Source organism: Vibrio sp. Vb2960 (assembly GCF_033337665.1).
In the GTDB taxonomy this organism is placed as follows: Bacteria; Pseudomonadota; Gammaproteobacteria; order Enterobacterales; family Vibrionaceae; genus Vibrio; species Vibrio alginolyticus.
The window spans coordinates 128,729-142,827 of the sequence record NZ_JAWORD010000011.1; the positions used below are offsets into that span (position 1 = coordinate 128,729).

Here is a 14,099-nt window from a genome sequence, read left to right on the forward strand (position 1 = left end):
ATTCTTAAATCTATATGAGCATTTGTTACGCTTGCTTCTCAACAATCGCGCGCACGGCTTCTAGATCTTCGGGCGTATCAACGCCTGCTGCTGGTGCTTCTTTCGCTACCGCCACATGAATTTTTTCACCGTACCAAAGCACTCGCAGTTGCTCAAGACACTCAATCTGCTCTAATGCACTTGGTGCCCAGTTGACATACGTATTAATGAAACCAGCTCGATAAGCATAAATACCAATATGACGCATTAATGGGTTGGCAATGGTTTTGTCTTGTTTAGCAAAGTTATCGCGATCCCAAGGGATGGTTGCTCGACTAAAGTACATCGCATAGCCTTGCTCATCTGCGACAACTTTAACAGCGTTCGGGTTGAACACTTCCTCTTCCGAGTCTATTTCTACAGCTAACGTCGCCATCGGGGCTTCACACCCAGATAAGTTATCAGCAACCTGACGAATGATGGACGGCGGAATCAAAGGCTCATCCCCTTGCACATTAACAATAATGTGGTCTGACGGAATAGCCATCTTTTCAACAACTTCGGCAAGACGCTCCGTACCTGATTCGTGGTGGGGAGAGGTCATACAAACTTTACCACCAAATGACGAAACCGCTTTCGCAACACGCTCGTCATCAGTTGCAACGATGACATCTTCCGCACCCGCTTGTAGCGCTTGTTCATAAACCCACTGAACCATAGGCTTACCACCAATATCCGCTAGCGGTTTACCAGGCAAACGGCTCGATGCGTAGCGCGAAGGGATGACAACCGTAAAAGACATTAGCGTCCCTCATCCATGCTCATAGTGCGAGCTTCAGGCTCTAGCAGAACTGGAATACCCTCTTTGATCGGGTAAGCAAGGCGATCCAATTTGCAGATCAACTCTTGATTATCTTTATCGTACGTCAGCTTACCTTTGCAAACAGGGCAAGCTACAATCTCAAGTAGACGGTGATCCATAAGCCGCTTTAACCTCTTTTATTCTATTTAAAATTTGCTCTGCATCGTTTGATTCAAACTGGGCAGATACAGGCAGATACCACCAATTATCTTGCGCATAATGGCTGCACTTGACGGCATCTTTCTCGGTCATAATCACATTGGTCCCTTGTTGAGCCAATGCTTCTAATTCTTGTTGATCAAAGTCTTGATGGTCAGCAAAACCTTTTGTGACTTTAACATCTGCGTTCATCGAGTTTAGTGTATGAAAAAAACGCGGAGGATGCCCAATGCCCGCAAATGCGACGAGATCTTTCAACTCCGAGACATCCACATGTTGCTTAGTCTTAAGATTAATAGCTTTAGAGGGTGCTAAAGCCATTGCGATTTCGCCCGTATGCGCTTGACCGCCATTGGTGATGATAAAGTCGACTTCTTTAAGTCGCTCAATACCTTCACGTAAAGGACCTAATGGAATCAGGCTTTCATTCCCAAACCGGCGATTCCCATCCACAATCACTAACTCAATATCACGGCCTAACGCATAATGTTGTAATCCATCATCCGTAATTATGATATCCACATCCAAATCTAGCAGTGCTTTCACAGCATTTGAACGCACAGGATCTACCGCAACAGGTGCTCCTGTACGGCGATGAATCAACTTAGGTTCATCGCCACAATGCTTCGCTGGCGTATCTTCTTTTAGCACTAACGGATAGGCAGGAGCCTTTGCCCCATAACCACGAGAAACAACCCCCGGCTTAAAGCCCATTTGCTGTAGTTGCTCAACAAGCCACACAACAACTGGTGTTTTACCATTGCCACCAGCTGTGACATTGCCAACCACAACAACAGGTATAGGCGCATTATAAGCTTGCTTGCGGCCAGTTTGGTATTGCTTTCGCTTTGACTTGCTTATCGCTCCAAATAATAAACTCAGTGGCCACAAAAGCGGCCACAAGAGGTATTTTATTGGATGGTTTTCAAACCAGATTTTTTCAATCACCGCGCTTATTCACCAAACTGAATACGGTGCAATTGTGCATACGCACCATTTTTCTCAATAAGCTCAGCGTGGTTGCCACGTTCAATGATGGCACCATCATCAACCACAAGAATTTCATCAGCTTTCTCGATTGTGGATAAGCGGTGCGCTATTACAAGTACCGTTTTGTCTTTTTGCAGCTCATCAAGTGCAGCTTGAATAGCTCGCTCGGATTCGGTATCCAAAGCTGAAGTTGCCTCATCAAGAATCAGCACTGGAGCATCACGCAATAGAGCTCGCGCAATCGCAACACGTTGGCGTTGACCACCAGACAAGCTAGCACCATTTTCACCAATCATGGTATCAAGTCCATCATCCATTTTGCCGATGAACTCCATCGCATGCGCGAGTGTTGCCGCTTTCTCGATATCACTGCGCTCGTATTGGCCATCCGTTGCGTACGCAATATTGTTTGCTATCGTGTCATTAAACAAATGAACATTTTGCGATACTAGTGCAAATTGCTGACGTAAATTCTTTAGCTCGTAATCACGAATATCATGCCCATCTAATGTGATAGATCCACTGTCAACATCATAGAAGCGGTTGAACAAGTTCGCGATGGTACTTTTACCTGAGCCAGAACGGCCAACTAGCGCCACCGTTTTTCCTCTTGGAATATCGAAGCTGACATTTTCCAATGCTGGTTTTTCTGCACCAGTGTAAGTAAAGCTTACGTTTTTAACTGAAACATCGCCATTTGCGCGTTTAACTGTCAACTTACCTTCGTTTTTCTCAGGCTCGAGGTCAATTAACGCGAAGAGCGTTTGGCTCGCAGCCATACCACGTTGGAACTGAGAAGTAACGTTAGTCAGCGCTTTAAGTGGGCGCATCAGACCAAACATTGCAGAGAAGACAACAGTAAATGTACCTGGAGTCAGTTGCTCTTTAATCGAATCAATACTTGCTAAATAAAGAACGGCAACAATTGCAAGTGATGCAATCATTTGTATGATAGGGTTAGCCGCCGCTTGAGCCGTCACCAACTTCATGCTTTGTTGACGCATTTGGTTGCTGACTTTTTCAAATCGTTTACGTTCGATGTCTTGGCCGCCATAGCTCAACACAACTTTATGGCCTTTCAGCATCTGCTCTGCTGATGCAGTTACGTTACCCATCATGGTCTGCATATTTTTGGATATTTTTCTAAAACGTTTAGAAACAACACCAATACCCCATGCCACAACAGGAGCAACAGCAAACAGCACTAGCGACAATTGCCAGCTGTTGTAAAACATCAAGACTAACAGACCAATGATACTTGCGCCTTCACGCACAATACTCACCAACGCTTGGCTAGTTGCCGCTGACACTTGCTCTGAGTCGTAGGTTATACGCGACAATAAATTGCCCGTCTTTTCCTTATCAAAGTAAGACACTGGCATATGCATAAAGTGATTGAACACCATGCGACGGACTTGCATAACTACGTTGCCAGATACCCAGCTCAAACAGTAGGTGGAGACAAATCCACTTATGCCACGGATGAACATCATGGCAAAAATAATCAATGGAAGCGTGCGTAAAAAATCAGATTCAGCGTTCCCAAAACCTTCATCGAGTAGTGGTTTTAGCAGGGAAATCATATAGGTATCTGATATGGCATTAATAACTAATGCAATGACTGCAACGACAAGACCTGACTTATAAAGGCGAATAAATTGCCATAGACGCTTAAACGTCTGCCAAGTCGTTTCATCAGTATTTATCGACATAGAAGTGCTTTATTTTCTTACATTAAGACTCTCATTCTACTCCCTTACGCAGCATCTGCCTATACCAAGGCTCAAATGTATCGCTACGTTTGGTTTCTGAGCGCCAATTATCACGGTGAATAAAGAAGCTTACCTGACCACCCTCACCAGTATCAAGCCAAGTAACGCCAAGCTTTCGGTATGAAGCAACGACATTTTCCGCTGGCATTCCCCATCGATTGTTTTTTGCTAAAGAAGCAACTGCCACACTCGGGCTCACCGCCTCAATAAATCGAGGATTCGATGAACTTTTACTCCCGTGGTGAGGGACTAGCATCACATCGCTTTGTAACTTTCCGGGTTCTCTAAGCAAAATCCACTCGCTAATGGCCTCAATATCACCAGTAAAAAGCATACTAAAGTTAGAAATAGGGTCAGTAAGTCGTAATACACAGGAGTGCGGATTATACGCACGTTGAACAAGTTCAGGAGGCCAGAGCACTTCCATGTTTAATCCTTGCCATTTCCATTGGTCGCCTCTAGTGCAAGGCTCATATTCGATAAAGAATTGACTACTAAGTTTACGCTGTGGAGAAAAGGCATCTTCAATGAAAAAGCGGCCGCCTGCGTGATCATTATCGGAATGGCTTAGAATCAGTGTATCTATGCTTTCATAACCTCGTTGATGCAAAACCGGAGTGACGACCTGCTCTGCGATACTGCCGCTTTGCCATGCTTTACCAGTGTCATACAGCAACACCTTGTCGTCTTTTTCTACAACCACTGCAAGGCCATGACCTACATCTAATACATCGATACGCCAATGTGGTTCATACTCCGATGCAAGCTTGATACTAATAACGATGCCGAGTAACAAATACCACGCGTACTGAGACATGAACCGTTGAAATATTAAGCAAACCACTATCGCCATAACCAGCATTGTCATTTCCATGCTAATAGGTTGCCAAGAACCTATTGCGTACTGTATTGACGTGCTCAGTGGCTGTAATGACCAGTCCACCAAATGCCACAGAGGCTTCGCTATCATTTCAAGAAACAAAGATGAGAACAGGGCTAGGAACATCAAAGGTACAACGATAAATCCAAACCAAGGAATAAATACCAAGTTGTAGGCTATTGAGGACAAACTAAAACCGGAAAAGAAATGGCCACTAACAGGTACGATTAAAGCGCTCAACATCAATTGAGTAAGCAATACCGCTTTTAATTTCGTTTTCCAACCTCCCCTTTGATGTCGAATCAAATTAATTGCGAACAATACCGCACAAACGGAGAGGTATGATAACCAAAAGCTCATACTGTAGGATGCAAAAGGTTGGACAAGCAGTTGTAGAGATACTGCAAGCAAAAGAACTCGCCAAGAAGTCCAGTGCACCAGAGTATACTTCAGGAGAACGTAAACAACGCATACCGACACTGCTCGCGTAGTAGGCAGAGAGAAATCCGCTAACCAAGCGTAGGCAACAGCGAAGATCAGCCCATATAAGCTAGGTAACAACTGGTATTGGGGTAATAGATAACGAACGGTACCGCCCACGACTAGCCCAAAAGTAAACGCCATACCAATATGTAAACCAGAAATGGAGACCAAATGCAGTAAACCACTGTCCCTGAGCGCTTGCCAATCTTCCTTAGACAACCAAGAACGGTCAGCAAAAACTAACGCACTTATTAACGAGAAATGATGAAGGGAAGACACATCATCAGCGACATCGGCAATAATGGATTGACGCAGAGATACATTAGAACGAACAATCCACTTAGCATCTTTGTTAACAACCGCTCGGGCGATAATATTTTTACCCATCGCGTGCTTTTCAGCATCAAAGCCAGCTTCGTTGCGTAGACCTGTAATCGGCTTTAACGAGATGGATGTCGTAAACTCACTGTTAACATCGAGTGGAAAAGGCGTAATAAGACGGATTTTAGGTTTAAGAAAAGGTAACAGAGTTTGAGAATTTACCGCTTCTATAGCGACAATACCTTCATAACCGTGACTTATTTGCGTAAAAGGGCTGTCAACTTTACCAATTATGGTAATATTCTCCCCTGCTTGAAAAAGGGCTTGTCTCTGAGACTCCAATACATTGCCGTGGACGATGACAACCATAAAGCCCGCAATTGCGCCTATGCTAATTAAGCCACGACGTAATTTGATTATTGAGCCAGTGGTTATTATTCCCAGCAGCAACCAACGCCAATCTGGTATTGTCGGCCACCAAGCTGACGAGATTACGCTCGCTACAAATAACGCCAAGGTCCAACTTTTTTCTGAGAGAGTCATGCTGTCCTATGCCTAGAAAGCTGATAAAACGCTTCATGCCAGATCATGAATTGATCAAACGCCAAAAAGCATTGAAGGTCTTCGGCAATGTGTTGTACAACCCGAACTTGTGGTGCTTAAACCGCCGCTCGGCATCAGGGGCTTTTGCTGTCGGGTTATTTATGGCTTTTGTTCCACTGCCGAGCCAAATGATCATGGCCGCTGGTTTGGCCATTATGTTGGGTGTCAATCTGCCCCTCTCCGTCGCTTTGGTATGGATCAGCAATCCTATCACTATGCCTGTGCTATTTTACTTTGCGTACAAGCTAGGTGCTCTAGTGATGCGTCTTCCCCCGCAACCTTTTCACTTTGAACTATCGTGGGAATTCATCATGCAGCAAATGAGCACCATTGGACCTCCATTTCTATTGGGCTGCGCAATTTGTGGGGTTGTATCCGCGATTATTGGCTACTTCGGAATTCGAGGGCTTTGGCGCTACTCAGTGGTACGGAGCTGGCAAAAACGCAAAATAAGATAAGACCTTACTGCGTAAAAATCAGCATTTGAGCTATCAGTTGAGGGGCATCTAACAGTTAGAATGAAACGCGATGTTACTCAAGTCGGATAAATACAAAAAAGGACCGAATTCGGTCCTTTTTTGTTTTTCGCATATTGTAAAACAATCAGCTATTTAGAACTCAGTACAGCCGCCGGATTCAACCTTGCGGCACGAGAAGCAGGATACCACGTCGCAAGTAAACTAAGCACTATCGCCGTCACTGACACCAATGCCACATCTGGCCAGTGTAGTTGTGATGGTAAGAAGTCGACGAAGTAAATATCGCCCGATAAAAACTGATGACCAATTAAGCTCTCTAACCCTTTAATTAACGGAGTCAGATTTAACGCCACTAAGACACCGATAACACTGCCGACGAGACTGCCAAATACACCAGAGAATACACCTTGCCAAACAAAGATCCGTTTGATTAGGCTATCTTTTGCTCCCATTGTTCGCAAAATTGCGATTTCCGCCGCTCGGTCTTTCACTGCCATCATCAACGTAGACACAATATTAAAACATGCCACGCCAATCACCAGTACCATCACCAAGTACATAATGGTGCGCACGAGCTGAATATCGCGATACAAAAAACCAAACTTTTGCTGCCAGCTTTTCAAATACACATAAACATCAACCATGCTACCAACCTCGCGAACAATAGAAGGCGCATTGAGAACATCGTCAGTTTTTAGTGAAATGCCAGTGACCCCTTCCCCTAATCTCGCGTATTGCTGAGCATCCGCTAATGGTACTAACGCTAGAGAGTGGTCGATTTGGCCATTCAATGTTAAGAACCCTGACACCTTCACGCGCACTCGCTTAGGAGCCTGCACTTTATTTGCGCCGCCTGTTTGCGGAATCATCAACGTAACGTAATCCCCCACGGCGACATTTAGCTCGTTTGCTACACCTCGGCCTAAGATCACTTGCTGCTGACCGGCATAAAAGTTTTGCCAAGCTTCTTGGTCAATAAAATTCGATAAGCTCGACACCGCTTGCTCGAAAGTAGGCTCTACGCCACGAACTTCTATCGCTTTTAGCTTACTGCCTTTTTCTGCCAAACCCGTAAAACGAACGTACGGTGCTGCCGCGACAACATGTTCATGTTTTAGAGCTTGATTCATCGTTTTGGTGTAGTCATGAAGTGGTCCATTAACACCTTCTAACTCGCCGTGTGGGATCACAGACAACACACGCGATTGCAGCTCGCGCTCAAAGCCATTCATTGCAGACAAACCGATAATGATCACAGCAACGCCAACCGCAATACCAATAGTCGAAGAAAGCGATATGAAAGACACCATCTTGTTGCGCTTTTTCGCTCGACTGAAGCGACCACCAATCATCAAAGCTAAAGAGGTAAACAAAACTAGCCCTCCGCAGATGCTGTATCAGTCACAAAACGATCTACGAGCAAACCATCTTGCATGTGCATTTGACGATCCATTTTTGCTGCCAGCTCTTTGTCATGCGTGACAACCAAAAATGCAATGTTTGACTCTTTATTGAGCTCGCGCATCAAATCATAGATAGACAGTGCCGTATTGTGATCTAAGTTCCCCGTAGGTTCATCAGCCAAGACCAGATCAGGTTTATTCACCAACGCACGCGCAATCGCAACACGCTGACGCTCACCGCCCGATAACTCGGAGGGTCTATGTTGCATCCGATGACTCAAACCAACTTTATCTAACAGCGCTTTAGCCGCCTGTTTTGCATCCGCTACTTTAGCACCGCCAATCATCAGTGGCATCGCCACATTTTCAAGCGCAGTAAAGTCAGCCAATAAGTGATGAAACTGGTATACAAAACCAAGGTGCTTGTTGCGTAATGCCGCCTGTTTGTTCGAGCTCAAAGCTGATAAGTTTTGCCCTAGAAAATCAACTTCACCATGAGTTGCGTCATCTAACGCACCTAAAATATGCAATAAGGTACTTTTTCCCGAACCAGAAGAGCCAACAATAGAAACCAACTCCCCTTTGTCGATATCGAAACTTACGCCTTTCAACACTTCCGTATCTAACGAACCCTCTCGGTAGACTTTACGAATATCACGACATTCTAATAGCTTATTCATAGCGAAGTGCCTCAGCAGGTTTAACAGAAGATGCTCGATAAGAAGGATAAAGCGTAGCAGCAAGGCTAAGAGCAATCGCCAACACCACCACTAAAAGAATTTGCATTGAATCAATCAAGATGGGTAGATGACCACCAAAGCTGAATAGCGCCACACCAGCAGATTCAAGAATCGCATTTAGATTAAGTGACAAGATCACGCCCGCAGCGCCACCAACAATCGCGCCAATTACACCACTGCTTGCACCTTGCACCATGAAAATGGTCATCACTTGAGATTGAGTCATGCCTTGAGTTTTCAATATTGCGACTTCTGATTGCTTCTCCATTACCACCATGATTAAAGCGGAGATAATATTGAATGCAGCGACACCCACAATTAGACCTAGCATAAGTCCCATCATGTTCTTTTCCATTTTCACCGCTTGGAAAAGCTCACCACGCTGTTCGCGCCAATCACTCCATTCCCATCCATCAGGCATGGGTTGTTCAGCAAAATCCGTCACCATAAATGGGTCAGAGAAAAAGACACGCCAACCAGAAACCGTGTCTTTAGGGAAACGCATCAGCTTAGATGCATCCGTCATGTTCACAATCATTAATTGACCATCAACGTCCGATCCCGTATTGAAAATGCCTGAGACAGTGAAGTTTCGCTGGCTAGGAATACGACCAAGTGGGGTAAACTGCGTCGCGTTGGTCACCATCAAGCGTACTTTATCCCCGATTGAGACCTTTAGTGAACGCGCCAAACTGTGACCCAAAAATACATTGTAGTCACCTGCTTGAAGTGACGATAATCGTCCGGCAATCAAATGGTTGCTAATCGGATCGCCTTTCTTAGGTTCAATACCGATGAGGTAACCAGCCGTCAGCTGTGCAGAACTCTGAATAACAGCCTCTCCTCTAACGATAGGCTCCGGCTGGGATTCACTCGACATCGCTTGAACAAATGGAGGAGCAGACTCGGTCATAGGCGTTTTTCCATCGTGTTGCGAAACAACGGCATGAGGTAGCACACCTAAAATGCGTTCTTTTAACTGCGATTCAAACCCGTTCATCACAGAAAGAACCGTCACCAACGCCATTACACCGATCGTAATACCCGCCGTCGACATATAAGAAACAAATCGGCTGAACCTATCTCCAGAGCGTCCCCGAAGATACCTTAAGCCAATAAACAATGAGATAGGATGATACATATAAGACAAACCAACTGGTTGTTTTGATATAAAGCTTTAGCGGATTATCTTACCTTACTCTTCTCATTAAGAAGACAAGAGAATCGCTAAATTTGTCAACGACATGCAATAAGTCTGTATTTAAGGCAAAAAGTTCAAGGACAAATCGGCTAAACTTGATAACTTCATTCAGTTAGCGATAATCAGTGCCCTATTTCTCTTTGTTTGTTGAGTGAACAGGGAGCGCTCACTGGCAAAAGGATCGACTATATGACAGAGCAAGAATACTTTACCGTCCATCATAACCTCACCATCAACGTCGAAACGTTGAGTGCGGACTTTGCTTTGCCAGATGAAGAAACATTTGTCTCCGAAATTCCAGCACCATTTATTGTCGCCAGTGAATTTAGTCACTTAGATATGTTGGCAGACAACGCGCGTCTAGAGCTGAAAAACAAAGAGTTAAAGCATGTGATCAACTTGCTTGATACGCAAAACGCGAAACTTAACCTCTTGTTGAGCTTTATGCTTTCACAACAAGATGACGCCTCCATTCGCTATCAAACGACGCAGTTTGGTGCTAGTCAACTCAGTTTCCGCTCAGGTACAGCGTTAACTACTCAACAACTCGTTCGTGTTAAACTGTTCCTCGATCACCCTGCTGCGGCGATTTACTGTTACGCTCAAGTAGAAGAATGTGATGCTTCAGAGCAAGATTTCATTATCACGCTTAGATACAAGATGCTCCGAGAATCTGATCAAGATTTACTGATAAAGGCGGCACTGTATCAACAACAAAAACTTTTACGTCAGCGCTCGATGGAGCGAGATAAAAAATAATTCCTATGACAAAAGCAACGATTCTTTCCGTCACCAACCCTTCAGAGCGTGGCGACAAAAAACAGCTAGGTAATTTGCCGGGCGCAGCTCTACCTCTAGCCATTGCAGAGCTAGCCAAGCAGCATTCGAGTCACTCTCTACTCGTTGTGCCTGACCCGCAAATTGCTTTAAAGCTTCAGGCAGAGATTGAGCAATTCACCGACCAAACGGTAAGCCTGTTCCCCGACTGGGAAACGCTGCCTTACGATAACTTTTCTCCGCATCAAGAAATCATCTCTGAACGTATCGCACGCCTATACCAACTACCAAGTCAACGTGATGGCATAACCATCGTCCCGGTCAGTACAGTATTGCAACGCCAATCGCCACGTAATTTTCTGTTGCAACACACTTTAATGGTGAAAACTGGTGATCGAATCTCGCTAGAGAAGTTACGTGTACAACTTGAAAATTCAGGCTACCGCCATGTAGATCAAGTATTTGGGCCAGGTGAATATGCAAGTCGTGGGTCTATTCTGGATCTCTTTCCTATGGGCAGCAATGACCCGTACCGCATCGACTTCTTTGATGATGAAATAGATACCATTCGCACGTTTGATCCAGAGAACCAACGCTCTATCGACGATATTCAGCAAATCCAATTGCTGCCTGCACATGAGTTCCCAACCACTAAAGAAGCGATTGAAGATTTCCGTACACGTTGGCGCACCCAGTTCGACGCACGCCGCGAGCCTGAATCAATCTACATGCAAGTGACCAAAGGCACGTGGCCCGCTGGTATTGAGTATTGGCAGCCGCTGTTTTTTGACCATACCGAGACTTTATTTGAATATTTGCCAGAAGACTCTCAAGTCATCACATATGGTGATATCGAATCTGCGGTCGATACTTTCTTAACCGATGTCGAATATCGATACGACCAGAAAAAAGTTGATCCGCTGCGTCCTCTTTTGACTCCTGAACAGCTTTGGTTGAAAAAAGACGAACTTTTCAGTCAACTAAAACAGCTCCCTATCGCTCAATTGAGCCTAGATAAAGTGGTTAAGCGTGCCGGTCGTCAAAACCTACCAGTACAATCGTTAGCCGAGCTTGGCGTTCAACAACAAAATAAAGAGCCGCTCTCGCGCCTTCGTCAGTTTAGTGAGCAATTCAGCGGCAAAATCGTTTTCTCGGTAGAGTCAGAAGGTCGTCGTGAAGCACTAACGGAGCTGTTGCAAGGCATCAAAGTTCGTCCAGTTGTACATGGCTCACTTTACCAAGCTCTAGACTCGGGTGATCGATTCAGCTTGGTCTTAGGCGCAGCAGAGCATGGTTTCATTCACGAAGAGCTGAACTTCGCTCTGATCTGTGAAAGTGATCTACTCGGTGACCGTGTTATCCAGCGACGCCGCAAAGATAAAAAAGCCGTCAACAGTGACACCGTTATTCGCCACCTTGCCGAACTAAAACCCGGCCAACCTGTGGTTCATATTGATCACGGTATTGGCCGCTACATCGGTTTACAAACACTTGAAGCCGGTGGTATGAAAACGGAATACGTCACCCTTGAGTATCAAAACGATGCCAAGCTCTACGTGCCAGTTTCATCACTGAATCTTATCAGCCGTTATTCTGGCGGCGCTGAAGAGAGTGCGCCACTGCATAAATTAGGTGGTGAAGCGTGGGCAAAAGCACGTCGTAAAGCGGCAGAAAAAGTGCGTGACGTCGCGGCAGAATTGCTGGATGTGTATGCAAAACGAGAATTAAAACCGGGCTTCAAATTTGAGCTAGATCGTGGGCAATACGCAACATTTAAAGCAACATTCCCGTTTGAAGAAACAGATGACCAAGCGATGGCCATCAATGCCGTATTGTCAGACATGTGCCAGGCAAAAGCAATGGATCGCTTAGTATGTGGTGACGTGGGCTTTGGTAAAACGGAAGTCGCTATGCGCGCAGCATTTGTCGCAACGGATAACAGTAAACAGGTCGCTGTACTCGTACCAACAACCTTGCTTGCTCAGCAGCATTTCGAAAACTTCCGTGACCGTTTTGCCAACTTACCAATCCGAGTTGAAGTACTGTCTCGTTTTAAATCTGCCAAAGAACAAAAAGTCATTCTGCAAGACGTTGCCGATGGTAAAGTAGACATTGTCGTTGGTACGCATAAGCTGCTTTCGAGCGACATTAAATTCAAAGATTTAGGTTTGTTGATCGTTGATGAGGAACACCGCTTCGGGGTTCGTCAAAAAGAAAAAGTCAAAGCAATGCGTGCGGATGTGGACATTCTTACCCTCACCGCAACACCAATTCCACGCACACTGAATATGGCAATGAGTGGCATGCGAGACCTGTCGATCATCGCGACACCTCCTGCACGCCGTTTAGCCATTAAAACCTTTGTTCGACAAAAAGAAGAGCCAGTGGTCCGTGAAGCGGTACTGCGTGAAATTATGCGTGGTGGTCAGGTTTACTTCCTGCACAATCAGGTTGAAACCATTGAAAAAACGGCAGAAGACTTACAGAAACTCATCCCAGAGGCACGCATTACCGTGGCTCATGGTCAAATGCGCGAGCGCGAACTTGAGCGAATCATGAATGACTTCTACCATCAGCGCTTTAATGTGTTGGTGTGTACAACCATCATCGAAACCGGTATCGACGTACCAACGGCGAATACCATAATCATGGATCGTGCGGACAATCTTGGCTTGGCGCAGTTGCATCAATTGCGTGGCCGTGTTGGACGTTCGCACCATCAAGCCTATGCTTACTTATTAACGCCACATCCAAAAACCATGACCAAAGATGCCATCAAGCGTCTTGATGCGATTGCTTCACTGGAAGACTTAGGTGCTGGCTTTACGTTAGCAACCCACGATTTAGAAATCCGTGGTGCTGGTGAGCTGCTTGGTGATGAGCAAAGTGGGCAAATTCAATCCGTTGGTTTTACACTTTATATGGAAATGCTGGAACAAGCAGTGCAAGCATTAAAAGAAGGCAAGGAGCCATCTTTGGATGAGCTGCTTCGTGAGCAAACTGAAGTGGAAATGCGAATCCCAGCGCTCTTACCAGATGATTACATTCCGGATGTAAACACACGACTGTCGATGTACAAACGCATTGCGAGTGTCACAAGCAGTGATGAGCTATCAGAGCTAAAAGTGGAACTGATTGATCGCTTTGGTTTGCTTCCAGACGCAACAAAGAACTTACTTGCCGTCTCAGAATTGAAAATTTCGGCTGGTAGTTTAAAAGCGAAAAAGATAGAAGCCCATGATAAAGGTGGATTTATCGAGTTTTACCCTGATGCTGACATAAATCCAGCGTATTTAGTTAAACTGCTGCAATCACAGCCGCAAAAATTTGCAATGGAAGGTCCAACTAAGTTCAAGTTTAGCGTACCATTGGTGGACCGACGTAAACGCATTCAGTTTGTTCAAGACTTACTGAATGATTTTAAACAGAATTTATTACCAACGAGCTAAT

At 45.1% G+C, this 14,099-nt stretch carries 11 protein-coding genes; 3 read left to right on the forward strand and 8 right to left on the reverse strand.

What is annotated here, in order from left to right:
- Nucleotides 1-25 precede the first annotated feature (25 nt).
- Genes kdsB through R7O03_RS11630 form a run of 5 tightly spaced genes read right to left on the reverse strand, consistent with a single transcriptional unit; the run spans nt 26 to nt 5,989 of the window.
- Nucleotides 26-781, reverse strand: coding sequence for a 3-deoxy-manno-octulosonate cytidylyltransferase (gene kdsB / locus R7O03_RS11610; RefSeq protein WP_064353742.1), 756 nt, complete (start codon nt 779-781; stop codon nt 26-28).
- Nucleotides 781-960, reverse strand: a complete 180-nt coding sequence (locus R7O03_RS11615; protein ID WP_005378451.1) for a Trm112 family protein — start codon at nt 958-960, stop codon at nt 781-783. The genes kdsB and R7O03_RS11615 overlap by 1 nt, the downstream gene beginning before the upstream one ends.
- The gene (gene lpxK / locus R7O03_RS11620) at nt 941-1,948 is read right to left on the reverse strand and encodes a tetraacyldisaccharide 4'-kinase (RefSeq protein WP_213876643.1); all 1,008 of its coding nucleotides are present in this window, start codon (nt 1,946-1,948) and stop codon (nt 941-943) included. The genes R7O03_RS11615 and lpxK overlap by 20 nt, the downstream gene beginning before the upstream one ends.
- A gap of 5 nt (nt 1,949-1,953) precedes the next feature.
- A complete protein-coding gene (gene msbA / locus R7O03_RS11625) occupies nt 1,954-3,702 on the reverse strand; it encodes a lipid A ABC transporter ATP-binding protein/permease MsbA (RefSeq protein WP_213866959.1) in 1,749 nt (582 codons plus the stop codon).
- 31 nt (nt 3,703-3,733) lie between these two features.
- Nucleotides 3,734-5,989 (reverse strand): DNA internalization-related competence protein ComEC/Rec2, encoded by a 2,256-nt coding sequence (locus tag R7O03_RS11630; RefSeq protein WP_239945353.1) that lies wholly within the window; start codon nt 5,987-5,989, stop codon nt 3,734-3,736.
- An 8-nt stretch (nt 5,990-5,997) separates the two neighbouring features.
- On the opposite strand from R7O03_RS11630, the gene R7O03_RS11635 reads away from it, so the two are divergent.
- Nucleotides 5,998-6,507, forward strand: coding sequence for a DUF2062 domain-containing protein (locus R7O03_RS11635; protein WP_005387834.1), 510 nt, complete (start codon nt 5,998-6,000; stop codon nt 6,505-6,507).
- 149 nt (nt 6,508-6,656) lie between these two features.
- On the opposite strand, the gene lolE is transcribed toward R7O03_RS11635, so the two are convergent.
- From lolE to lolC, 3 genes are read right to left on the reverse strand one after another with little or no spacing between them, the layout of a single operon-like run.
- Nucleotides 6,657-7,901 carry a lipoprotein-releasing ABC transporter permease subunit LolE gene (gene lolE, locus R7O03_RS11640; protein ID WP_025766930.1) on the reverse strand — a complete coding sequence of 415 codons (1,245 nt, stop codon included), beginning with the start codon at nt 7,899-7,901 and terminating at the stop codon, nt 6,657-6,659.
- Nucleotides 7,902-7,903: 2 nt separating this feature from the next.
- Nucleotides 7,904-8,611, reverse strand: a complete 708-nt coding sequence (gene lolD, locus R7O03_RS11645; RefSeq protein ID WP_005378457.1) for a lipoprotein-releasing ABC transporter ATP-binding protein LolD — start codon at nt 8,609-8,611, stop codon at nt 7,904-7,906.
- Nucleotides 8,604-9,812, reverse strand: coding sequence for a lipoprotein-releasing ABC transporter permease subunit LolC (lolC, locus tag R7O03_RS11650; protein ID WP_318131719.1), 1,209 nt, complete (start codon nt 9,810-9,812; stop codon nt 8,604-8,606). Before lolC ends, lolD begins: the two co-directional genes overlap by 8 nt.
- 249 nt (nt 9,813-10,061) lie before the next feature.
- Here lolC and R7O03_RS11655 point away from each other — a divergent pair, with 249 nt between their 5' ends.
- Entirely contained in the window at nt 10,062-10,631 is a 570-nt protein-coding gene (locus R7O03_RS11655; RefSeq protein WP_005387829.1) for a hypothetical protein, read from the forward strand.
- A 5-nt stretch (nt 10,632-10,636) separates the two neighbouring features.
- Nucleotides 10,637-14,098, forward strand: a complete 3,462-nt coding sequence (mfd, locus tag R7O03_RS11660) for a transcription-repair coupling factor (RefSeq protein WP_285386156.1) — start codon at nt 10,637-10,639, stop codon at nt 14,096-14,098.
- Nucleotide 14,099: the final 1 nt, after the last annotated feature.